This is a genomic window from Mesorhizobium sp. WSM4807 (genome assembly GCF_055811615.1).
In genome coordinates this window covers 260358-282067 of record NZ_JBVVQY010000008.1, presented here as the reverse complement: position 1 = coordinate 282067, position 21710 = coordinate 260358, and the positions used below count along the sequence as shown (strand labels likewise).

General features: G+C 61.9%; 19 protein-coding genes and 1 tRNA gene. 10 read left to right on the top strand and 10 right to left on the bottom strand.

Annotation, left to right across the window (positions count from 1 at the left end; genetic code table 11):
• Window positions 1–101: 101 nt before the first annotated feature.
• From araD1 to chvE, 4 genes are all read right to left on the bottom strand, one after another.
• On the bottom strand, window positions 102–1094 hold the full coding sequence (gene araD1, locus AC0L3N_RS13740; protein WP_473548065.1) for an AraD1 family protein: 993 nt from the start codon (window positions 1092–1094) through the stop codon (window positions 102–104).
• A gap of 287 nt (window positions 1095–1381) precedes the next feature.
• Window positions 1382–2674, bottom strand: a complete 1293-nt coding sequence (mmsB, locus tag AC0L3N_RS13735; RefSeq protein WP_123146578.1) for a multiple monosaccharide ABC transporter permease — start codon at window positions 2672–2674, stop codon at window positions 1382–1384.
• On the bottom strand, window positions 2671–4203 hold the full coding sequence (mmsA, locus tag AC0L3N_RS13730; RefSeq protein ID WP_123146579.1) for a multiple monosaccharide ABC transporter ATP-binding protein: 1533 nt from the start codon (window positions 4201–4203) through the stop codon (window positions 2671–2673). Before mmsA ends, mmsB begins: the two co-directional genes overlap by 4 nt.
• A 100-nt stretch (window positions 4204–4303) precedes the next feature.
• The gene (chvE, locus tag AC0L3N_RS13725; protein WP_473548063.1) at window positions 4304–5368 is read right to left on the bottom strand and encodes a multiple monosaccharide ABC transporter substrate-binding protein; all 1065 of its coding nucleotides are present in this window, start codon (window positions 5366–5368) and stop codon (window positions 4304–4306) included.
• Between the two features lie 316 nt (window positions 5369–5684).
• On the opposite strand from chvE, the gene AC0L3N_RS13720 reads away from it, so the two are divergent.
• The 3 genes from AC0L3N_RS13720 to AC0L3N_RS13710 all read left to right on the top strand — a co-directional run bounded on the left by AC0L3N_RS13720 (window position 5685) and on the right by AC0L3N_RS13710 (window position 8516).
• Entirely contained in the window at window positions 5685–6674 is a 990-nt protein-coding gene (locus AC0L3N_RS13720) for a LysR family transcriptional regulator (protein WP_473548061.1), read from the top strand.
• A gap of 162 nt (window positions 6675–6836) precedes the next feature.
• Window positions 6837–7841, top strand: a complete 1005-nt coding sequence (locus AC0L3N_RS13715; RefSeq protein ID WP_473548060.1) for a L,D-transpeptidase family protein — start codon at window positions 6837–6839, stop codon at window positions 7839–7841.
• 228 nt (window positions 7842–8069) lie between these two features.
• Window positions 8070–8516 (top strand): lipocalin-like domain-containing protein, encoded by a 447-nt coding sequence (locus AC0L3N_RS13710; protein WP_473548058.1) that lies wholly within the window; start codon window positions 8070–8072, stop codon window positions 8514–8516.
• A gap of 242 nt (window positions 8517–8758) precedes the next feature.
• Here AC0L3N_RS13710 and AC0L3N_RS13705 read toward each other — a convergent pair.
• Both AC0L3N_RS13705 and AC0L3N_RS13700 read right to left on the bottom strand, forming a co-directional pair.
• Window positions 8759–8832: transfer RNA gene (locus tag AC0L3N_RS13705), tRNA-Gly, on the bottom strand.
• A gap of 79 nt (window positions 8833–8911) precedes the next feature.
• Window positions 8912–10783, bottom strand: coding sequence for an acyltransferase family protein (locus AC0L3N_RS13700; RefSeq protein ID WP_473548057.1), 1872 nt, complete (start codon window positions 10781–10783; stop codon window positions 8912–8914).
• A gap of 260 nt (window positions 10784–11043) precedes the next feature.
• Between AC0L3N_RS13700 and AC0L3N_RS13695 the strand changes: the two genes are divergently transcribed.
• The 4 genes from AC0L3N_RS13695 to AC0L3N_RS13680 all read left to right on the top strand — a co-directional run bounded on the left by AC0L3N_RS13695 (window position 11044) and on the right by AC0L3N_RS13680 (window position 12796).
• Window positions 11044–11307 carry a DUF6460 domain-containing protein gene (locus tag AC0L3N_RS13695; RefSeq protein ID WP_473548056.1) on the top strand — a complete coding sequence of 88 codons (264 nt, stop codon included), beginning with the start codon at window positions 11044–11046 and terminating at the stop codon, window positions 11305–11307.
• Window positions 11308–11486: 179 nt separating this feature from the next.
• Window positions 11487–11804 (top strand): ArsR/SmtB family transcription factor, encoded by a 318-nt coding sequence (locus AC0L3N_RS13690; RefSeq protein ID WP_292191413.1) that lies wholly within the window; start codon window positions 11487–11489, stop codon window positions 11802–11804.
• On the top strand, window positions 11801–12286 hold the full coding sequence (locus AC0L3N_RS13685; protein ID WP_473548055.1) for an SRPBCC family protein: 486 nt from the start codon (window positions 11801–11803) through the stop codon (window positions 12284–12286). The genes AC0L3N_RS13690 and AC0L3N_RS13685 overlap by 4 nt, the downstream gene beginning before the upstream one ends.
• A gap of 96 nt (window positions 12287–12382) precedes the next feature.
• Window positions 12383–12796 carry an MAPEG family protein gene (locus AC0L3N_RS13680; RefSeq protein ID WP_123146586.1) on the top strand — a complete coding sequence of 138 codons (414 nt, stop codon included), beginning with the start codon at window positions 12383–12385 and terminating at the stop codon, window positions 12794–12796.
• A 100-nt stretch (window positions 12797–12896) separates the two neighbouring features.
• On the opposite strand, the gene AC0L3N_RS13675 is transcribed toward AC0L3N_RS13680, so the two are convergent.
• Window positions 12897–13799, bottom strand: coding sequence for a histone deacetylase family protein (locus AC0L3N_RS13675; RefSeq protein WP_123146587.1), 903 nt, complete (start codon window positions 13797–13799; stop codon window positions 12897–12899).
• A 128-nt stretch (window positions 13800–13927) separates the two neighbouring features.
• Here AC0L3N_RS13675 and AC0L3N_RS13670 point away from each other — a divergent pair, with 128 nt between their 5' ends.
• Window positions 13928–15256: an MATE family efflux transporter gene (locus AC0L3N_RS13670; protein ID WP_473548053.1), complete on the top strand. Its 1329-nt coding sequence runs from the start codon at window positions 13928–13930 to the stop codon at window positions 15254–15256.
• Window positions 15257–15268: 12 nt separating this feature from the next.
• Here AC0L3N_RS13670 and AC0L3N_RS13665 read toward each other — a convergent pair whose 3' ends face one another.
• Complete coding sequence (locus tag AC0L3N_RS13665) at window positions 15269–16345, bottom strand: quinone-dependent dihydroorotate dehydrogenase (protein ID WP_123146588.1); 1077 nt, start codon at window positions 16343–16345, stop codon at window positions 15269–15271.
• Window positions 16342–16692, bottom strand: coding sequence for a DUF952 domain-containing protein (locus AC0L3N_RS13660; protein WP_123147403.1), 351 nt, complete (start codon window positions 16690–16692; stop codon window positions 16342–16344). Before AC0L3N_RS13660 ends, AC0L3N_RS13665 begins: the two co-directional genes overlap by 4 nt.
• Before the next feature lie 110 nt (window positions 16693–16802).
• On the opposite strand from AC0L3N_RS13660, the gene AC0L3N_RS13655 reads away from it, so the two are divergent.
• Both AC0L3N_RS13655 and AC0L3N_RS13650 read left to right on the top strand, forming a co-directional pair.
• Window positions 16803–17240, top strand: coding sequence for a hypothetical protein (locus AC0L3N_RS13655; RefSeq protein WP_123147404.1), 438 nt, complete (start codon window positions 16803–16805; stop codon window positions 17238–17240).
• Between the two features lie 126 nt (window positions 17241–17366).
• Window positions 17367–18026 carry a response regulator transcription factor gene (locus AC0L3N_RS13650; RefSeq protein WP_123146589.1) on the top strand — a complete coding sequence of 220 codons (660 nt, stop codon included), beginning with the start codon at window positions 17367–17369 and terminating at the stop codon, window positions 18024–18026.
• Window positions 18027–18038: 12 nt separating this feature from the next.
• Here AC0L3N_RS13650 and AC0L3N_RS13645 read toward each other — a convergent pair whose 3' ends face one another.
• The gene (locus tag AC0L3N_RS13645; RefSeq protein WP_123146590.1) at window positions 18039–21527 is read right to left on the bottom strand and encodes a PAS domain-containing hybrid sensor histidine kinase/response regulator; all 3489 of its coding nucleotides are present in this window, start codon (window positions 21525–21527) and stop codon (window positions 18039–18041) included.
• Between the last annotated feature and the right edge of the window lie 183 nt (window positions 21528–21710).

Here is a 21710-nt window from a genome sequence, read left to right as displayed (position 1 = left end):
GAACCCCCTCGCGCACAATGCGCAAAACTGTTCGCGATGTCCTCGCACACCTGTTCGCGATGTCCCCAGTCCAAACAAAGGGGAGAAGGAGAGGTGCCACCTTACAGCGCCTTCACCGCCACCTTCACCGGCTGCTCGATTTCAAGCGGGTTGCGTAGCGGCAGGCCGAAATCCTTGGCCTCGATCTCGAACACGTCGCCGGCCTCGGTCCTGACGCCGTCGGCGAAGGACAGCGTTGCCGTGCCGAACATGTGCACATGCACGTCGCCCGGCTGGCGGAAGGCCGAATATTTGAAGTGGTGATGTTCGAGATTGGCGATGGTATGCGACATGTTCGCCTCGCCCGACAGGAATGGCTTTTCCCACAGCAGCTTGCCGTCGCGGACGATGCGCGAGGTACCCCTGACGTCGGACGGCAGTTCGCCGATCAGGATCTCCGGCCCGAACGAAGCGTTGCGCAGCTTGGAATGCGCGAGGAAAAGATAGTTCACGCGCTCGGTGACATGGTCGGAAAACTCGTTTGACAGCGTGAAGCCGACGCGGAAAGGGGCGCCGTCGTCGCCGATGACATAGATGCCGGCGACTTCCGGCTCCTCGCCGGCATCCTCGGCGAAGGCGGGCGACAGAAGTGCCGCACCGGGCGCCACCGACATGGTGCCGTTGCCCTTGTAGAACCATTCCGGCTGCACGCCCGTCTGGCCCTTGGCCGGCTTGCCACCTTCCAGCCCCATGCGGAACATCTTCATGGAATCGGTGAGCTGCTCCTCGCCGTCGGTGCTGAGCTTCTTGTGCATGGAATCGCGGGTCGCGGCGGAGCCGAGATGTGTCAGCCCGGTGCCGGTGAGGTGGAGATGCGCCGGGTCGGGATGGTTGATTGGCGACAACAGCCGCCCCTTCTTGTAGGCGGCATCGAGGTCGACCGCTTCACCGAAGCCCTTGCGTTCGATGAGGGCGACAAGTCCGGTGCCTGTGCGCGCGGCCTCCATCGCCAGCGAATAGACGCTGCGGGCGCCGTTGATGATACGGGTCTTGCCGCCGTTGCGGGCAACGACGCGGATGGTCTCTGCGTCGTCGAGGATCTGGGAGATCAGCATGATGTACCCTCTCTCAATTGCCTTTGGCCTGGCTGCCGGGTTGGCAAACCTTGACCAGCGCGGCTCGGATAGTATCCGCGCCACTGGTGAACTGTTCGTCCGGATTGCGCTCGCGGGCCCGGTCCCTGAGGGACTTCTTTGCGCCGCCCGGCAGCGCCGCGATGTGACCCGTGCCTCCTAAACGCGCGCCGCGTTTGAAAGGCGGCCCGCTTTAATCCTTGTTTTTATGCATGTCGTTGTCCCAACACGCTGCACACGTTTGGCGACCTGCATGAGTTCCCTCGCCCTCAAGCCTTGTTCTTGTTGTAGACGTCGAAGACCACGGCGCCGAGCAGCACCAGGCCTTTGACCACCTGTTGCCAATCGACATTGACGCCCATGATCGACATGCCGTTGTTCATGACGCCCATGATGAAACCGCCGACCACCGCGCCAATAACCTGACCGACGCCGCCCATCGCCGAAGCGCCGCCGATGAACACGGCGGCGATGACGTCGAGCTCGCTGCCGAGGCCGGCCGCCGGCACCGCCTGGCCAAGGCGCGCCGCAATGATCAGCCCGCCGAGCGCCGAGAGCACGCCCATATTGATGAACACCATCAGGGTCAGCCGCTCGGTCTTGATACCCGATAGCTGCGCCGCCTTGGCATTGCCGCCCATTGCGTAGATACGGCGGCCGACCGTCATGCGTTTGGTGACGAAGACGAACAGCGCGATCAGCACGCCCATCACCACGAGAACGATTGGCAGACCTCTGTAGGTGGCGAATTGGTAGACCAGAAACAGCGCCAGAGCGCTGGTCACCAGGGTCTTGACGACGAACAGCGTGAAGGGTTCGGCTTGGTAGCCATGCCGCTCGCGGCTGCGCCGTGCCCTGAGTCCGAAATAGGCATAGGCGAGCACGGCAACGAGGCCGATCACGATCGTCGTCATGTGCAGCGTCAGCCCGCTGCCGACGATGGTCTTGCCGGCGGCGTTCACGACCGGCGGGATCAGCGTCAACGAGCCGATCACGTCCGGAATGAAGCCGGAACTGAGCGCCTTGAAGCCGGCTGGAAGCGGCCCCACGGAAGACCCGCCACCCAGCAGCGCCTGGCAGATGCCGCGAAAGATCAGCATCCCCGCCAGCGTGACGATGAAGCTCGGTATTCGGTGATAGGCGATCCAGTAGCCTTGTCCCGCGCCGATCGCGCCGCCGATGATCAGGCAGATGATCGACACCACCAGCGGATTGCTGAAAGGGCCGAGAGGCCAGATGACCATCATCATCGCCGCCAGCGCGCCGATGAAACCGGCGACGGACCCGACGCTGAGATCGATATGGCCGGAGACGATCACCAGCAGCATGCCCAGCGCCATCACGATGATGAAGCTGTTCTGCTGCACCAGGTTACTCAAGTTCACCGGCTTGAACAGCGTTCCGGACGTCGTGTACTGGAAGAATACCATGATGGCGATAAGCGCCAGGATCAGGCCGTATTCGCGCAGGTTGGTGACCAGCGCCGAGACGGCAACGCGCGGGCCCTGCTGCACATCTTCGGCGACGCCGCTTTTCGGGACGGGAGCGCTTTCGGTGCTCATGATGCTTTTCCTTCTCCGCGAACGATGGCGCGCATGATCTTTTCCTGGCTGGCATCGCTCGCCGCCATTTCGCCGACGATACGTCCTTCGTTCATGACATAGATGCGGTCGGTGATGCCGAGCAGTTCGGGCATCTCCGACGAGATGACGATGATCGCCTTACCCTCCGAGGCGAGACGCGCGATGATCGTGTAGATTTCATACTTGGCACCAACGTCGATGCCGCGCGTCGGCTCGTCGAGGATCAGCACCTCCGGATTGGCGAACAGCCACTTCGACAGCACCACCTTCTGTTGATTGCCGCCCGATAGATTGCCGGTCATCTGATAAACGCTGGACGAGCGGATGTTGGTTTTGGCCTTGTAGTCGTTGGCGACGGCGAGCTCGCGCATGTCGTCGATCACGCTATGGCGCGACACGCCGGGAAGATTGGCCAGCGTGATGTTGTGCTTGATGTGATCGATCAGGTTGAGACCGTAGGTCTTGCGGTCCTCGGTGACGTAAGCAATGCCGTGTTCCACTGCCTTGCTGACAGAGGAGACATCGATGGGCCTGCCCTTGAGCAGCACCTCGCCCGTGATGCGGCGGCCATAGGAGCTGCCGAACAGGCTCATCGCGAATTCGGTGCGTCCGGCGCCCATCAGCCCGGCGATACCCACCACCTCGCCCTTGCGGACGTCGATGTCGATGCCCTTGATCACTTGCCGCTCGGCATGGATCGGGTGATAGACCGACCAGTTCCTCACCTGGAGCACGATCTCACCGATCTCGGGCTCGCGCGACGGATAACGGTCGTCTAGCGAGCGGCCGACCATCGAGGTGATGATGCGGTCTTCCGAAATGTCTTTCTTAGGCAGCGTCTCGATGGTCCGCCCGTCGCGGATGATCGTGACCTTGTCGGCGACCCGGTTGATCTCGTTGAGCTTGTGTGAGATCAGGATCGAGGTGATGCCCTGCCGCTTGAATTCGAGCAGCAGGTCGAGCAGCGCCTGGCTGTCCTTTTCGGACAGGCTCGCCGTCGGTTCGTCGAGGATCAGCAGCTGCACTTCCTTGCTGAGCGCCTTGGCGATCTCGACCAACTGCTGCTTGCCGACACCGATATTGGTAATCAGCGTCTTGGGGTCTTCCTTAAGGCCCACCTTCTTGAGCAGAGCGCTGGTGCGCGTCTCGTTGGCGTTCCAGTCGATGACACCGTATCTGGCGTGCTCGTTGCCGAGAAAGATGTTTTCGGCGATCGACAGCATCGGAACCAGCGCGAGTTCCTGGTGGATGATGACGATGCCGCGGCGCTCGCTGTCGTGGATGCCCTTGAAATGGCACTCATCGCCGCGATAGATGATTTCGCCGTCATAAGTGCCGGATGGATACACGCCCGACAGCACCTTCATCAGCGTCGACTTGCCGGCGCCGTTCTCGCCGACAACGGCGTGGATCTCGCCTTCCTCGACGCTGAGGTTGACATTCGACAGCGCCTTGACGCCGGGAAACGTCTTGGTGATGTCACGCATCTCCAAAATCGTCGAGGCCATCAGGAATACCACTCCTCCGAGGTCCGCAAACAATACCGGTGTCGCTCGCTAACGAAAAGGGGTCCTGCGCTGCGCAGGACCCCGGTTTTTACAACTGCGGTTACTTCAGCTCTTCGGCCTTGATGTAGCCGGAATCGACCACCAGCGCCTGGTAGTTCGACTTGTCGACCTCATGCGGCGTCAGCAGGATCGAGGGGACGACCTTGACGTCGTTGTTGTAGGTCGTGGTGTCGAGGCCTTCCGGCTTGCCGCCCGAGAGCACCTTGTCGACGAGTTCGACCGTCGCCTTGGCGAGTTCGCGGGTGTCCTTGAACACCGTCGAGTACTGCTCGCCGGCGATGATCGCCTTGACCGAAGCGGTTTCGGCGTCCTGGCCGGTGACGATTGGCCAGCGCTGATCGGCCGTGCCGTAACCGACGGCGCGCAGCGAGGCGATGATACCGCGCGACAGACCGTCATACGGCGAGAGCACGCCATCGACGCGGCTGCCATCCGAGTAGTTGGCGGAGAGCAGATTGTCCATGCGGGCCTGGGCGGTCGCTGCCAGCCAGCGGAGCGTGCCGACCTTGTCCATGCCCATCTGGCCGGACTTCACCACGAGGGTCTTGTCGTCGATCAGCGGCTGCAGAACGGACATCGCGCCGTCGTAGAAGAAGAAGGCGTTGTTGTCGTCCGGCGAACCGCCGAACAGCTCGATATTGAATGGACCCTTGTTTTCGGGATAGCCGAGGCCCTTGAGCAGCGATTTCGCCTGGATGACGCCGACGCCGAAATTGTCGAACGTGGTGTAGTAGTCGACATTCGCGGTCTTCTTGATCAGCCGGTCATAGGCGACGACGACGACGCCGGCGTCAGCCGCTTTCTGCAGCGCGTCCGACATCGTGGTGCCGTCGATCGAGGCGATGATCAGTGCCTTCGGGCCCTTGGTGATTTCATTTTCCAGCTGGCTGAGCTGATTGGGGATATCGTCCTGCGCATATTGCAGGTCGACAGTGTAGCCCAGAGCCTCGAGCTGGGACTTGACGGCGTCGCCGTCGTTGATCCAGCGCTGCGAGGTCTTGGTCGGCATCAGCACGCCGATGAGGCCTTCGCCTGCCTGCACTGGGACCGTCATGGCCGCGATGCTAAGGGCCGCGACGGCGGCCAGTGTCTTGATGATCTTCACATTAACTCTCCCTGGTTGATGGACGCGCACCCTGGGTTTCGTGGGCCGCGCGATCGTGCAGGAGCGCCAAAACGCGCCGCTGCCGCCATATCGATCTCCGGTATCCTCCCAATCGGCCCTGAGACTCTGCTTCCAGTCGATGCGATTTTTCTCGCTCGCGGCGGTCAAGCCTCAGGACGCGCCAAGGGTGTGGCTCTTTGCCATAACTGTCAAATGCGATCTTTGGTGGTTGCTATACCCAAACTGATATACTGAAAGTGGACAAAAGATCTGGCCGGATTGCCGGCCGGCCACGAGCGAGGAGCAAACGGAGATCATGGCGGCGCTACGGGATCCTACTGGACTTTCAGATGGTTATGGCGAAAGTCCCGGCAGGAGTGAGACCCTACTGCGCAGCGGCCTCAGTCTTCGCCACATGCGTATGATCGCAGCCCTCGATGACCATGGCCGGGTCAGCGCGGCAGCCCAGGTCATGAACATTTCCCAGCCCGCCGCCTCGCGGATGATCGCCGAGATGGAGGCGGTGCTCGATGTCAAGCTGTGCGAAAGGCTGCCGCGCGGCATCACGCTGACGCCCTACGGCAAGGCGTTGGCGAGGCGCGCGCGTTCGATCCTGCTCGAGATGCGTGAAGTCGACCGTGAGATATCCGAGCTCAAGGCTGGCAAGGGCGGCTCGGTGTTCCTCGGCGCGGTGACGGCCCCTGCGATCGAGCTTGCCGTGCCGGCGATCCGCGAAATCCGGCGCATCTATCCACGTATCGAGATCACCATGCAGGTCGAGACCTCCAATGTGCTGGCGCGCGAGCTGATCGCCACACGTCACGATTTTATCATCGCGCGCATCCCCGACGACCTTAATCCACGGCTGTTCGAGGCCCGCGTCATCGGCGTCGAAAAAGCCTGCCTGATCGTGCGCCGCGGCCACCCGCTGGCTAAGGGCAAGGCGGTGCGGCTCGAGGAGACCGCCACCTACGACTGGGTTTTCCAGTCGGGCGGCTCGCCGCTGCGCCAGGCGATGGAGAGCAATTTCCTGAACCGCAACATCGCGCTGCCGGACCGCATCCTCAACACCAGCTCGCTGCTCCTGACCCTGGTCATGGTCGCGCAGTCGGACGCCATCGCGCCGGTGTCGATCCAGGTGGCGAAATTCATTCAGAACCCCGAGGGGCTGGCCGGCGCCATCGACGTCGTCCAGACCGAGTTCGACATCGAGGTCAGGCCTTACAGCCTGATCACCGTAAAAAATCGCGCGCTGTCGCCGGCAGCCAAGATGCTGCACGACTTCATTTTGAGAGAGGTAGGCTGACAGCGTTGAATCAAGCAATCCATTGCAGATCCACTGCATAGCTATCGCACGGCTCTTCGGTCATGTCGCTTCAATTCAGAATATCGCTCGAGCGAAGGAACCACACAGGGCGGTGCCGCGTCATAGAAGCGGGCTCCTGTTGCAGCCCCAGCGAGGCTATCGATGATCAGGCTCCTCCTCGTTTTCGCCGCGGTGCTAGCCCTGGCATGCGGCGGGGCGCGGGCGGCCAAGCTGGACCTAACCACCGTCAATCAAGCCCAGTTCGCCGCCGGCGAACCGAAGGGTGTCGATCCGACCGTGCTGAAGGCGCAGATTCTTTTGGATCGCGCCCGCTTCTCGCCGGGCCTGATTGACGGTCGCCTTTCAGCGAACTTCGCCAAGGCGGTCGGCGCCTTTCAGCTGGCGAACGGACTCCCATCCGATGGCAAGCTCACTCCGGAGACCTGGAGCAAGCTCACGGCAACCTCCGCCGAGCCGGTGCTGGTCACCTATGAGGTGACGCGCAAGGATGTGCGCGGACCCTTCACCAGGCGTATCCCTGCTCGGATGGAGAGGATGGCCCGTCTGCGGCGGCTCGGCTATCGCACCGCGGCGGAGAAGCTGGCGGAGCGCTTCCATATCAGCGAACAGTTGCTCAGGATGCTCAATCCGGGCATCGGCTTCAGGAAGGCCGGCACGACCCTGGTGGTGCCTGATGTTGGCCGGGGCGATCCTCCCGCTGGCGTAGCCCGCATCGAGGTCGACAAGGGCGCTCGCCTGGTGCGCGTGCTCGATTCTTCCGGCAAATGGCTCGCAGTCTACCCCGCCTCGATTGGCAGCGATGAAAACCCGGCGCCAAGCGGCATGGCGGAGGTCAAGCGCGTGGTGCGCAACCCCACCTATCACTACGATCCGGACTTCGCCTTCAAGGGTGTCAGGACCAAGCGGCCCTTCACCATCGCTGCCGGGCCGAACAATCCCGTGGGATCGGTCTGGATCGATCTCTCGATCGAAAGCTACGGCATCCACGGTACGCCCGACCCGGGCAAGATCGGCACGACCTTCTCGCATGGCTGCATCCGACTGACCAATTGGGATGCCGAAGATCTCGGCTCCATCGTGCAGCCGGGCACGAAAGTCGAGTTCAAGAACGAGATCGCCCACGCCGTCGACGAGCTTGCTCCGTAGCAATATGGATTGGCCACCCTCGAGATGCCAAGTCGAAAGGGATTGAGTCGGGAGTTCCAGATCCATTGAACATCGACTTCGGGAAGAGAATTCGATCGAGGAAAGTCCGCTGTTGGTGGTTTGCAGCAGTCTGCCTTGCCATGTCGCCAATCGGATCGAGTTCCACCGGAACTTTGGCAGGGTCAGGCTTCATGCTAATTTGATCCACCCTTCGTGGAGGTCAGTGCCGTGTCGCAATTGGCAACTTTGCTGCTGGGATCGTGGAGGATGATTTCCTGGACTTATGAGGTCCTTGAATCCGGCGAAGTCAGAGACGCTTTGGGAAAGAATCCCAGAGGCGTTATCACCTATGCTGCGGATGGCCGAGTGATGGTCCTCGTGCTTAATGAAGATCGCATTACACCCAACGACCTTGTCCCTACGCCTGAAGAAAAGATCGAACTCTACGATTCGATGTTTGCCTATGCAGGGACATACACGGTCGAAGATGATCGAGTTAATCACCATATTGACATGAGCTGGAACGCGACGTGGGAGGGCACCCAGCAAGTTCGTTTCGTCGATACGGACAGTCGAATGCTGACTTACAAATCAGCCCCAGCGAAAAACCCCCTTGACGGTCGCGACTGCATTCACACCGTCAGGTTCGAGAAGATCGTTTCGCCTCATGACTAACGGTGCAACTCGCATAAGTCCGCTCGCGGGCGACGATAATGGCCCATCCGCATGACGACCGGAACGGGTGAGCGGTCGTTTGATCGTGTGCACCTGAAGGCGCGCAAGGGTGGACATGCGATCTCGCCGAAGCGCCGACGGCGATTCCAGGAACCGAAGCAAAACTAAAACCGTAAAACTGCCTGTAAAACTGGTGGGTTTCAGCTCTTGCTAAATCAGGCACAAACCTTTGCGGAACAACCTGGAGCGGGTAGCGGGAATCGAACCCGCGCGTTCAGCTTGGGAAGCTGACAAGCTACCATTACATCATACCCGCGCAGCAGCCTCGTTACCACGCAAGCCGGCGTTCGGGCAATGGTTAAGCGTGCACTCGTGCCTTGCCAGCCGCCCGACTGTTACTCCGTCGTGGCAAGGGCATCGTCTGCGGCAAAAGCCGGCCAGTATTTCGAAATTGCCAGCGTGGCCCCGATTGAAGAGAAATGGCCATAGTCGAAATAAAGAAACTGGCCTGCGTCGGCGTAGGAGCAGCGTCCTGCACTACAGAGGAAATTCAGCGGATCGATAAAGGTGGCGCCTTTGGTAAATGCGCGCACACGGTTGTTGATGTCGGGATCCATGGCCATTGGCCACGATGTATCATCGAGATTTTCGCGCTTTGCGAAGAACGCGATTTTTCGAACATCGGTTATGAACTGCGGGGACTGGCCGATGACAAACACGCGCACGCCCAGACCACGAAGCGTATCGATCGTTTGCTGGAGACCGTCGAAACTTCTGGCCTCGTAGTCGGTCCACCGACCGCTGAGTACAACCGTCTTGATGCCGGCGTCCTGGACGATCTTCAGGGCTTGCTGATTGAACGGCATGCAATCCGGGCGTGCATAGGAGAAGTAAGAGAGGATCGGTGGACAGCCTGCGTAAGTATACTCCACGATGTTGGCCTGGAGCTGATTTATGTTGGCGTCCAGGCCTGAAACATAGTGGGCGGCGAACGAGTCGCCCCACAACAAAACGGTTGTTGGGAAGCCGCGAGTGCGCGTGCAATCCTCGATATTCCAGCTTTCGATCCGGCTGGAGCCCTCGTTGAAACAGGTGCCATTGCCCCAGTCCCCGACAGAAATCCGCTGTTGGGCATAGTCCGGAAACCGTTGCGGAAAGCCGTTGCCGAGCGCCCCGGCCGCCCCGCCAACGCAAAGAAGAGCGATTGCGCCCGCTGAAAAGGCGAAGATCGGCACCGGGGCGGTGAAGCTCCTTTTCTGCCGAAACGGCTGCTCGATGTACTTCCAGGAAAATGCAGCCAATGCGAAGCTTGCAACCGTCATCGCAACGGTCATCGACAGGTCGAGTTTTTGTAACGAAAGATAGTGCGCGAACGCATTGATCGGCCAGTGAACAAGATACAGCGAATAGGAGATGAGGCCGATCCAGACCAGCGGCCGAATTTCGAGTATGCGGCTGGCGATCGTCGAGGGGCTATTTTGGCCGACATAGATAAGGAGGGCCGTTCCGAGGCAAGGATACAAAGCGTTGTAGCCCGGGAACGGGTCGCTCTCCGAGATCGCAAAGAACCCGATGGCGAGAAGGCCAAATCCGGCCAGCCCGACCAGTTCCATAAGGAACCGGTTGCTCAAGGGCGGGGGCCGTTTCAGCATGAGCACCGCGCCCAGCATGAGTTCCCAGACTCGTGTCGGCAGCAGGTAGAATCCCGCGTTTGGCGCCAGCCATGTCGCCATGACCGCCAGCACGAAGCTGCCGAGAATGATCGGCAGGAGTATCGTCAGCCAGCGCTTGGCAAAATAGCGATAGATCAGGAACATCAGGATTGGGGCAAAGATATAGTACTGCTCCTCGACCGAAAGCGACCAGGTGTGCAACAGCGGTCGGAGCTCGGCATCGATGGAGAAGTAATTTGACGTCTTCCAAAAATAGATGTTCGACCAGAAAGTCGAGGCCGCTATGACGCTGAGACTGAATTCGTGCAGATCTGACGGCAGAAGAATGAACAATGCCGCAATGCAGCTGAGAAGCGTGACAAAGATCAGAGCCGGCAGGATGCGCCGGGCACGGCGCCAATAGAAGCTGATGATCGAAAACTGGCCGCGTTCAAGGTCGTCCAGAAGGCTTCCGGTGATCAGGTAGCCGGATATGACGAAGAAGATATCGACGCCGGTAAAGCCGCCTGGAATTGCCGAGATTCCGAAATGGAAGAGTACAACCGGCAGGACCGCAACGGCCCGAAGACCATCGATATCGCGCCTGTACTTCATTCAAAAAGTCCTGTGTTCGCAGGTCACGGCGAGACGGCGCAGTCCGTCCATCACCGGGCGATACGAGTGGGTCTGGCAGATCGATATCAACGGGTCACCCTCTGTCGCCTAATTTTGCTGCACTGCAGCATCGGTGTCAAGACTGGCGAGCAGACAATCCGGCCAACCCGCTGTCCGGCGCAACTGGAGTTGGTGACCGCCTTGATGCCAGCGCGGCAAGTGCGTATTTCTGGACCTGTAACCGAATCTGGAGACACGCCTTGTCCGCACTAACGCGCTTTCTCGGCGATACGCCGCTCCGGGTTTTCCTGAAGCTGCTGGTGGTATCGTTCCTCGTCGGGCTGGTCATGAACGCATTCGGCTGGTCGCCGATGGATGTGCTCTACGGCATCCGGAATTTCTTCGTCGATCTCTGGAATCTGGGCTTCCGGGCTATTGACCGTTTTCTCGGTTATATCCTGCTGGGCGCGGCGATCGTCATTCCGGTCTTCATCCTGCTCAGGATCGCCAACTATCGGAAATGAGCCGACAGCTAGCCTATAGCCTAGCATCCCAATATGAAGGATTCCCGTGCTTCGGACCGTGATGCAGCTTCATCAGGAAGGGTTCTGTTGCAGGAATGGCAGCACAGGGCCGGACTGACGATCCGCGCCGTTGATCAACGCTGTTTGACATAATCATCAGTTTGCACTAATCATAAGTCATGACTGTTGGTAGTGCCCAGTTTGCTGCGCTTGGCGACCCGACGCGCCGCGCGATCGTCGAGCTGATCGCGGCACGCCCGCGTTCGGTGGCTGAAATCACGCGGGAGGTGACGGTCTCCCAATCGGCCGTCTCTCAGCATCTCAAGGTGTTGCGCGAATCGCGCCTGGTTCGGGCCGAGCCGAAGGGTGCCAGCAACGTCTACCACATCGATCCGGCTGGGCTTGGCCAGATGCGTGCCTGGCTCGACCGGTTCTGGAGCAAGACCCTGTCGGCCTACAAGGTGGCCGTCGAGCAACCGCCAGAGGAGTCACAATGAACACTCATGTACCAGTTACGTCCGTGAAACAGTCCATCGTGGTCGAGGCGCCGATCGAACGCGCATTCAAGGTTTTCACCGAAGAATTCGGCAGCTTCAAGCCGCCCGAGCACAACATGCTCGCCGTCCCGATAGCCGAGACTGTGTTCGAGCGTCGGGTCGGCGGCTACCTCTACGATCGTGGCACCGACGGCAGCGAGTGCCGCTGGGCGCGCGTGTTGGCCTATGAGCCGCCCAACCGGGTGCTGCTCAGCTGGGATATCAGCCCGCAATGGCAGATCGAGACCGATCCGGACAAGACCAGTGAATGGGAGGTGCGGTTCACCTCTGAGACGGCTGAGAGGACTCGCGTCGAGCTCGAGCATCGAAACCTGGAACGTCACGGCCAAGGCTGGGAAAGCGAGCGCGATGGTGTCGCCAGCGATCAGGGCTGGCCGCTGTACCTCAAGCGGTTCGCCGATCTGCTGGCCTGCAAGGCCTGACGGCGGAGCGTTGGGATGCCCTAAGACGGGGACATCTCACCCACCGGGATTGCCTCCGTCCCGTTCTCACTGTGATCCTAAGGAGCGGAGATCAGCATGGAAGCCTACACCCTCAGCTTCGTCGGGGTGCTCGCGCTCTGTCTTCTATCCATTCTTTTGGCGATCTATTCGGGATCGTCCAAAGGCCGTGCCGGAGCGCTCTCCGGTCCAGTGGTCCCGGCCGACGACGACAACCTGCTCTACCGCATCGACCGTGTGCACATGAACTCTGTGGAGGCGCTGGCACCTTTCGTTGTGCCGGCCGTGCTGGCGATGATGGTAGGTGTTGGGGCGACCACCCTGGCAGTGCTAGTGTGGGCCCACATCGTAATCCGGCTGATTCATTTTGTGGTCTATTTGCGCGGCGGCAACGCCGCCAAAGGTGGTAGCGTCAGAACCATTCTCTATGTCTCGGGGGCACTGGTCACCCTAGTTCTTGTTGTCGTGACCGGCTGGGCAGCCATCCACTGAGGCATCGACGTGGGCCTGGGCTGAGAAGACAAAGCGGAACTTCGCCTCCTTCGTCGCTCTCGCCGCAGGCTTTCATCTTGCTCAAATCCGTCCCCACGATCTAAGCGTAGTCCGAAGCCACTTCGAACAGGATGGCATGGCGCGCGGCGAGGGCCGCCACGTCAGTCGAATAGCCACCGCCGATAACGCCGCAGACCGGGATGCCGAGCGCGCGGAAATGACGGATCACAATGTCGTCGCGGGCACGCAGCCCCTCGTTCGACAGCGACAACCTGCCAAGCCGGTCCTCGGCATGAACGTCGACCCCTGCATTGTAGAAAACGATGTCCCAGCGCGCTCTGGCGGTGAGTTCCGGCAGGATGCCGACCAACCTTTCGAGATAGGCCGCATCGCCGCTGCGGTCGGGCAGGGCGATGTCGAGGTCGGAAGCGATCTTTCGTGTCGGATAGTTGCGGTCGCCATGCATGGAAAAGGTGAACACGCGCCGCTCGTCGCCGAGAATGTCCGCCGTGCCGTCGCCCTGATGCACGTCGAGATCGACGATCAGGATATTGCGGGCGGCAGCTTCCGCAAGCAGCACCAGTGAAGCCACCGCAACATCGTTGAAGGTGCAGAAGCCGGCGCCTTGCGCGCGCCGCGCATGATGGCTGCCGCCGGCGGTGTTGCAGGCGATGCCGTCCAGCAATGCCAGCCGCGCCGCCAGCACGGTGCCACCCGTTGCGAGCTGCGCCCTGAGCGAGACGCGCGGGCTCACCGGAAAGCCGATCTCGCGCTCGATTTTTTCAGGCACTTCGCAGGCCAGCACCTGGTCGACATAGCCGGTGTCATGGGCAAGCTTCAGCCATGATGCCGGCGCCGGTTCGGGCACGTTGAGCGCGGCGGGGCCGGTCAGTCCGCGCGCGCCCAAGGCTTCCATCAGCAGCTTGTATTTGCTCATCGGGAAGCGATGGTTGACGGCGAAGCCGGCGTCGTAGTCGGGATGATGAACGATCTGCAGGGGCATGAGCGGCAGGTGAGCCAGAGGCGGGTTTCGGTTGGCCGTACTGGGATGAGTGGTTGCGCGGCGTCCGGAAATTGGGGCACATCGGCTGTTCGATCAAGCCGCAATGGGGAAGCGGGATCCTGGATCAGGTGTCAGCAACGGCCAACAGCCGGTCTTTCGTCGTCACCAATCGCTCGGTGCTCGCCATCGCGGTGCCGATGACGCTCGCCTATCTGACGACGCCGCTGCTCGGCATCGTCGACACTGCGGTGGTCGGGCAGTTGGGCGACGCTGCCCTTCTCGGCGGCCTGGCGGCTGGCGCCCTGGTCTTCGATGTCGTCTTCACCTCCTTCAATTTCCTGCGCTCCGGCACCACAGGCCTCGTCGCCCAGGCTGTCGGACGCGGCGACGAACTGGAGGAACAGGCGGTGTTCTGGCGTGCCGTGCTGATCGCGGTCGTCGCCGGCATCGTGCTTGCCGCGCTTGCGCCACTGGTCGCCATCGCCGGACAATGGTTCATGAGCGCCGAGCCGCGCGTCAGCGAAGCGATGGCCGTCTACATCCGCATCAGGCTGCTTGCAGCACCGTTCTCGCTGATCAACTACGCCATCCTCGGCTATGTGCTGGGGCGTGGCGAGGGCGGGCTGGGACTGATGCTGCAATTGGTGCTGAACGGCATCAACATTGCGCTCTGCATCCTGCTGGGGCTGGAACTCGGCTGGGGCGTTGCCGGCGTCGCCTGGGCGACCGTCACCGGTGAATTCGTCGCCATGCTGCTTGGTCTGGCGATCATCGGCCGGCGTTTCTGGGCAGCGCCCCGGCTGCCGCGCCATCGCATCCTCGACCTGTCGGCATTCCTGCGCATGATGTCGCTCAACCGTGACATCATGATCCGGTCGTTCTCGCTGCTCGCCGCTTTCGCGCTGCTCACCCGCCAGGGCGCACAGTTCGGCACGGTGACGCTGGCCGCCAACGCCGTGCTGATGAACGTCTTCCTCATCGCCGGCTATTTCCTCGATGGTTTCGCCACGGCAGCCGAACAGCTCGCCGGGCGGGCCGTCGGTGCGCGTGCCGCCATGCAATTCCGGCAGGCGGTTCGGCTGACCCTGTTGTGGGGCTTCGGGCTGGCCGCCACGGCGACGCTTGTCCTTTTGCTGGGCGGAACTGATCTGGTCGCCCTGATCACGACGTCACAGGATGTTCGCGCCATTGCTGACATCTATCTGTCCTGGGCAGCGTTCACCGCGCTCAGCGGCGTGCTGGCGTTTCAGATGGATGGTGTCTTCATCGGCGCGACCTGGTCGCGCGACATGCGCAACATGATGCTTTTGTCGTTCCTTGTGTTCAGCGCGGCCTTGCTCATCCTGGCGCCGGCCTTCGGCAATCACGGCCTGTGGGCGGCGCTGCACGTCTTTCTGCTGGTGCGCGGCTTCAGCCTGCTTATCATTTTGCGTGTGCGGATGCGGACGGCGTTTTAGAGCGACTTCGGGTCAGAGCGGCTTGGACGACCATTGATCGAGGCTGCTATCGCGCAACTCGCGCAGCGACTTGAGCCGTTGCATATCCGCAAAACGCGCCATCCCCGCAAGAATGCGGCCCGGCAGTGCCGGCCCGGCATAGATCATGCCGGTGTAGAGCTGGACGAGATCGGCGCCGGCGCGGATCTTTTCAAGTGCCGTCTCAGCGGAATCGACGCCGCCGACGCCGATGATGGCGCGGTCCGGGCCAAGCAGTTTGCGGATCTTGGCCAGCACGATGGTCGAGCGCTCGAACAGCGGTTTTCCCGAAAGCCCGCCTGTCTCGCCGGCAAGATCGGCGCTGCGCAGCCCCGGTCGCGCGATGGTGGTGTTGGAGACGATGACACCGTCTATTGCCTTCTCGGTGACCTCGGCGGCGATATCCTCCAGTTCGGCCTCGACAAGATCCGGCGCGATCTTGAGGAAGACGGGCGGCTGCGCTGCAGCCGCCGTACGTGCGGCCGTGACGCGCGATAGGAGTTCGCCAAGCTGTTCACGGGCCTGCATGTTGCGCAGATCCGGCGTGTTCGGCGAGGAGATGTTGACCGTCAGATAGCTGGCGTATGGCGCAAACCTGACAACGCCTCGTTCATAGTCACTGCAGCGGTCGGTGCTGTCCTTGTTGGCTCCGATATTGACGCCGACGATGCCGGCGCGGCCCTTGCGGGCGGCAAGCCGTTGTTCGGCGGCCTCGTGACCCTCATTGTTGAAGCCCAGCCGGTTGATCACCGCTTCGTCCGATGTCAGCCGGAAGATGCGCGGCTTCGGGTTGCCGGCCTGCGGCAGCGGCGTGATCGTGCCGACCTCGGTAAAGCCAAAGCCGAGGCCAAGCAGCGCATCGGGAACCTCGGCGTTCTTGTCGTAACCGGCAGCCATGCCGAGCGGATTGGGGAAATCGATGCCGCAGACGCTGACTTTCAGCCTTTCGTCGCGCACAGGGCGCCGGGCGACCGGCAGCCCGCATTTCAGCGCGGCGATCGACAGGCCGTGGGCGGCCTCCGGATCGAATGCAAACAGGAACCTCTGGCCGAGCCGGTCGAGCACGCTCATTCGGCCTCCAGCGTCGGGAATTGGTGCAGGCCATCGGTGCCGAGCGGCAATGATTGGACCCAGACGACGGCCTTGAGGTCGAGCGGGCCGTAAAGATGCGGGAACAGCGCGCCGCCGCGCGAGACCTCGTATTTCAGCGCATCGCCGAGTCTGGCGCCATCGACGGCGACCAGCAGCAGCCCGGTCTGGCCGGCAAAGTGTTTTGCCGCCGTTTCCCTGGCCTGGCCGGCGGTGGAAAAATGAATGAAGCCGTCGGCGACATCGATCGGCGCGCCGGTGAAGCGGCCATTTCTTTCGGCCTCGCGCCACAGCGGCTCAGGCACTATCTTGTAGATAATCTGAGACATGGTTGCGCTATAGTCCGAACCAGCCATACGGGAAAGGGCGGGCCAGGGTTCTTCCCCATTTCCGGCGCAAACATGCGATAAATTGCACTTACTGGCCTATGGAGGACAATATGCGACCGCAGCACGTCTTGATCCCCGCAGCGCTCGTCTCGCTCGTCGCGGCATCGGCTTTTTCCGAGGAAACCGACCGCTACCGACTGGAAAAGTCGGCCACCGGCTATGTTCGCATGGACACGCAGACCGGTGCGATGTCGATCTGCGAGGAGCGTTCCGGCCAGCTCGTCTGCAAAATGGCGGCCGATGAACGCGCCGCCTTCCAGGACGAGATCGACCGGCTGGAAAATTCGGTGAAGGCGCTCGACCAGCGCGTCGTCAAGCTCGAAAACTCGCTTGCCGCCCGCTTTGAGTCGACATTGCCCAGCGAGGAGGATTTCAACAAGACGATGAGCTATATGGAGCGCTTCCTGCGCAGCTTCATCGGCATCGTCAAGGACATGGAAAAGGATAGCGGCGAGGATGCCGCCAAGCCCAATCCGCAAAAAACCTGAGCAACCGTTCGCCGGGGAGACCCGGCGCATAGCTTTGCCGCTTGAAAACGGCTGATATCGCCGCATAATCGTTCGACTGATCCCGTAAGAAGCAGACAATCATCAATGGGATTTGGGGAGGGCCACGTGCCGTCGGGCTACACATTCGTCATCGCCGACGATCATCCGCTTTTTCGCGGCGCGCTGAGAGAAGCGCTTGCCGGCATTGGCAACGTCGCCGGCATTCACGAGGCCGGCGATTTCGAAAGCGCCAAGGCGCTGGTCGTGGCCAATGAGGACGTCGATCTGGTGCTGCTCGACCTGTCCATGCCCGGCGCGAGCGGCCTATCCGGTCTGATCTCGCTGCGCGGCATCCATCCGACGGTGCCGCTGGTGGTGGTGTCGGCACATGACGACCCGGTGACCATCCGGCGCGCGCTCGATCTCGGCGCTTCGGGTTTCATCTCCAAATCGGCCAGCATGGAGGAGATCCGCAGCGCCGTGCAGTCGGTGCTTGCCGGTGACATCGCCGCGCCCGCGGGAATCGATCTCGGCGTCGAGCGCGATCCCGAGATCTCCGATCTGATCAAGCGGCTGCAGACGCTGACGCCGCAGCAGACGCGCGTGCTCGGCATGTTGGCGGAAGGGCTGCTCAACAAGCAGATCGCTTACGAACTCGGCGTCTCCGAGGCGACGATCAAGGCGCATGTCTCGGCCATCCTGCAGAAGCTTGGCGTCGACAGCCGCACCCAGGCGGTGATCCTGCTGTCGAAGATCGGCAGCGATCCGCTGCAGGCGACGGGTTGACCCCTTCCGGCTCTACTCTGCCGCCGACGCCAGCGGCCTGACCCTAGCCATCATCGAGCGCAGCACCGCTGGTTTGAGGGGCTTGTTGATCACCGGCACGTCGAGCCTGCCGGCGCTGGCGCGCACCTCGCTCGAGCGGTCGGCGGTGACCAGCACTGCCGGCATGTCCTGGCCGTGGATCGCGCGCAATTTGGCGATCATTTCGAGACCGGTCTCGCCGTCGAGATGATAATCGGCAAGCACGATGTCGGGTCGATGCATGCCGGACCCATCGAGTTCTTCCGAGCCGGAAAACGTCTCGACGCTGCAGCCCCAGCCTTCGAGCAGCAGTCGCATGCCGCCGAGGATACGGGCATCGTTGTCGATGCAGAGCACGCGAAGCCCGGCAAGCGAAGCAGCAGTGCGGACCGGCGCTTTCGCCGTGACCACGCGCCGTGGCTCCTGCGCTGCCGCGACCGGCAGGATGACGGAAAAGCGCGTGCCTTTGCCCGGGCTTGAAAAGATCCGGATTTCGAGGCGCAAGACGCGAGCGATGCGGTCGACGATGGAGAGCCCGAGGCCGAGGCCTTCAGCTTCGCGTGCGCCCTCATCGAGCCGGGTGAATTCGTGAAAAACCGTGTTTAGCTTGTCGCCGGCAATGCCGATGCCGGTATCGATCACCTGGATCTCGACCAGTTCGCCGCGCCGCCGCACGCCGACCAGGACGCGGCCGTGGCGCGTGTATTTGATGGCGTTGGACACCAGGTTCTGGATCAGGCGGCGTAGCAGATTGCGATCCGTCATCACGCTGAGTGACGACGGCATGATCGTCAGGCCGAGCTTCCTCTCGGCGGCAAGCGGCTGGAAGTCGTTGCCGATCTGCCGCAGCAGCTCGTCCAGGCTGAAGACGGTGTCGTCCGGTTTCATCGCGCCGGCATCGAGGCGGGAGATGTCGAGCACCGCACCGAGAATGGTCTCGACCGATTCCAGCGAAGATTCGATGTTGTTTGCGGCCTTGCCGGTCGGGCCCCTGCCGGCTTTTTCGATCAGCGACGAGCAATAGAGGCGGGCGGCGTTCAGGGGCTGCAGGATATCGTGGCCGGCGGCGGCAAGGAACCGCGTCTTGCCGAGATTGGCCTCCTCGGCCAGCATCTGCGCCTGTGCCAGTTCCTCGTTGACGCGGGTCAGTTCGACGGTGCGGTCCTTGACGCGTTGTTCCAGCGATTCATTGGCGCGTTTGAGCGCCAGATCCTGCTCGACGCGTCCTGAGATGTCGGCATAGGTGGCGACGATGCCGCCATCTGGCATTGGGTTGGAGCGCAACTCCAGGATGCGGCCGCTGGTCTTCAGCTCCATCTGCCAGGGGCTGACGAAGCTGGTGAGGCGGTTGAGCATCGCCACCCGCTGGTCGGCCGGAATGTCGCCGCGCTCGGCCAGGTGGCGCAGGATGCGGTCGAGCGAGACGCCGACCTGGCCCATCTCGTCGGGCAGGTCGAACAGCGCCCGATATTGGCGATTCCAGCAGATCAGCCGGAAATCCCTGTCGAAGACGGTGATGCCTTGTTCCATCTGGTCGAGCGCGATCTGCAGCAGGTCGCGGTTGTGCTGGAGCGCCTCGGTGGCGTCGTCGAGCAGGCGGAAGGCGTCCTTGGATTCGCGATCGTTGCGGCGCAGCAGCAGCGACAGGATCAGCCGCGCCGAGGAGGAGCCGACGGCACTTGCCAGAAGCTGCTCGGAGAAGCGGATGACGTCCATGCTGGCCTGCTCGTTGCCGTGCAGCGAAGCGCCGTTGCTCGTTTCGAACGACTGAAAGGACCGTTCAGTGCGTTCGACGCCAAGATAGCGCGCGATGGTGTCCTTGAGATCGTTGACGGTGACGGTGGTGCGGAAGCGGCGCAGGCTCGGCATCGGGCTCGCCTCGCGCGGCACGAAGATCGACGCCTGGATGCGTTCCAGCGGCACCGACGCGCGCGACAGCGAGCCGAGCACGAAGAACAGCGTGTTGACCGACAGGCTCCACAAGACGCCGTGGTTCAGCGGCTCGGCGATGGTGCCGAACAGCGCTTGCGGCCGCAATGCCTCGAAGCCGAACAGGCCGTGGACAACAATGCCGGTATCGGACGAGGCAAGCGAAGGAAGCAGCAGCGTATAGCTCCAGACGACGATGCCGGCGACCATGCCGAGCGCCGCCCCCCTGCCGTTGGCGCCGCGCCAGATCAGTCCGCCGATCAGGGCCGGCGCGAACTGCGCGATCGCGGCGAAGGACATCAGGCCGATCGAGGAGAGCCGCGCGCTGTCGGTGCTCTCGCGATAGTAGAGGAAGGCGATGAACAGCATGATGAAGATCGCCGCACGTCGCACGTTGAGGATGAGCGCTGACCAGTCCTCGTTCTCGGACGTCGTGGTCTTGAGCAGGCGGCGCACAAACAGCGGAATGACGAGGTCGTTGGAGATCATGATCGACAGTGCGACGCTTTCGACGATCACCATCGCGGTCGCCGCCGACAGGCCGCCGATGAACGCCGCCATGGCCAACACATCGTGACCGCTGAGCAGCGGCAGCGACAGGACATAGAGATCGCTGCTGGTTCTGGTGCCGACCAGCGCCAGGCCGGCGAGCGCGATCGGCAGCACGAAAAGGTTGATCGCCACCAGATAGAGCGGAAACACCCATGTCGCGGTGCGCAGTTCGGCCTCGCTGCGGTTCTCGACGATGGTGACGTAGAACTGGCGCGGCAGCATGATGATGGCGAAACCGCTCAAACATGTCAGCACCAGCCAGGTGGCGAGCGACGTGCGGTAGCCCATTGCTTGCTGAACTTGCGAATTCTGGGCGAGCTTGTCGACCATATCGCCTGGGCCGCCGAAGATCAGGAAGGTGACCATCAGGCCGATCGCCAGAAAAGCGGCGAGCTTGACCACGGTTTCCACCGCTACCGCCAGCACCAGCCCATCCTGGTGTTCGGTGGCGTCGGCATGGCGCGTGCCGAACAGCACCGCAAACAGCGCCAGCAGCATGGCGACGACCAGCGAGATGTCGCTGACGAACGGATCGAAGGAAGGCGGCGAGCCGGTATAATGCTCGACCATCAGGCTGACCGAGCCGGAAATCGCCTTCAACTGCAGCGCCATGTAAGGCACCGCGCCGATCGTCGCGATCAGCGTGGCGATCGCTGCTACGGCAAAACTCTTGCCATAGCGGGCGCCGAGGAAATCGGCGATCGAAGTGATCTTCTCTGTCTTGGCCAGCCTGACGATGCGCCGAAGCAGCGGAAAGCCGAATACGAACACCAGCACTGGGCCGATATAAATGCCGAGGAATTCGAGGCCGCGCTCGGAGGAAAGGCCGACCGAACCGAAGAACGTCCAGGAGGTGCAGTAGATCGCCAGGCTGAGCGCATAGATGAAGGGCCGGGCCCGGTCAGGCCCGGATGTCGTTGAGCGCCGGTCGCCGAGGCTGGCGATGGCGAACAGCAGCGTCACGTAGGCAATCGCGATGATGACGACGAACCAGCCCTGCACGGCCTGACAATCCTCCCTTGCCGGTTTTCCATCCGGCCTGCTGAGACGCAATCACAGCTTGGCGATCAAGTCCATCGCGGCTTTCGCCGCAGGATGGCTGCGGCTTCGGGAATTTTGGCCGGCGGAGACGATCTTTTGTCCATGCTGCAACCGCAGGTTTTTGCTATTGTGCCAGTGGGGCGA

Coding starts and splice junctions, on each gene's coding strand:
- araD1 (WP_473548065.1), bottom strand. CDS start 1,094: ATGCTGATCTCCCAGATCCTCGACGACGCAGAGACCATCCGCGTCGTT.
- mmsB (WP_123146578.1), bottom strand. CDS start 2,674: ATGAGCACCGAAAGCGCTCCCGTCCCGAAAAGCGGCGTCGCCGAAGAT.
- mmsA (WP_123146579.1), bottom strand. CDS start 4,203: ATGGCCTCGACGATTTTGGAGATGCGTGACATCACCAAGACGTTTCCC.
- AC0L3N_RS13720 (WP_473548061.1), top strand. CDS start 5,685: ATGGCGGCGCTACGGGATCCTACTGGACTTTCAGATGGTTATGGCGAA.
- AC0L3N_RS13715 (WP_473548060.1), top strand. CDS start 6,837: ATGATCAGGCTCCTCCTCGTTTTCGCCGCGGTGCTAGCCCTGGCATGC.
- AC0L3N_RS13700 (WP_473548057.1), bottom strand. CDS start 10,783: ATGAAGTACAGGCGCGATATCGATGGTCTTCGGGCCGTTGCGGTCCTG.
- AC0L3N_RS13690 (WP_292191413.1), top strand. CDS start 11,487: ATGACTGTTGGTAGTGCCCAGTTTGCTGCGCTTGGCGACCCGACGCGC.
- AC0L3N_RS13685 (WP_473548055.1), top strand. CDS start 11,801: ATGAACACTCATGTACCAGTTACGTCCGTGAAACAGTCCATCGTGGTC.
- AC0L3N_RS13680 (WP_123146586.1), top strand. CDS start 12,383: ATGGAAGCCTACACCCTCAGCTTCGTCGGGGTGCTCGCGCTCTGTCTT.
- AC0L3N_RS13675 (WP_123146587.1), bottom strand. CDS start 13,799: ATGCCCCTGCAGATCGTTCATCATCCCGACTACGACGCCGGCTTCGCC.
- AC0L3N_RS13665 (WP_123146588.1), bottom strand. CDS start 16,345: ATGAGCGTGCTCGACCGGCTCGGCCAGAGGTTCCTGTTTGCATTCGAT.
- AC0L3N_RS13660 (WP_123147403.1), bottom strand. CDS start 16,692: ATGTCTCAGATTATCTACAAGATAGTGCCTGAGCCGCTGTGGCGCGAG.
- AC0L3N_RS13655 (WP_123147404.1), top strand. CDS start 16,803: ATGCGACCGCAGCACGTCTTGATCCCCGCAGCGCTCGTCTCGCTCGTC.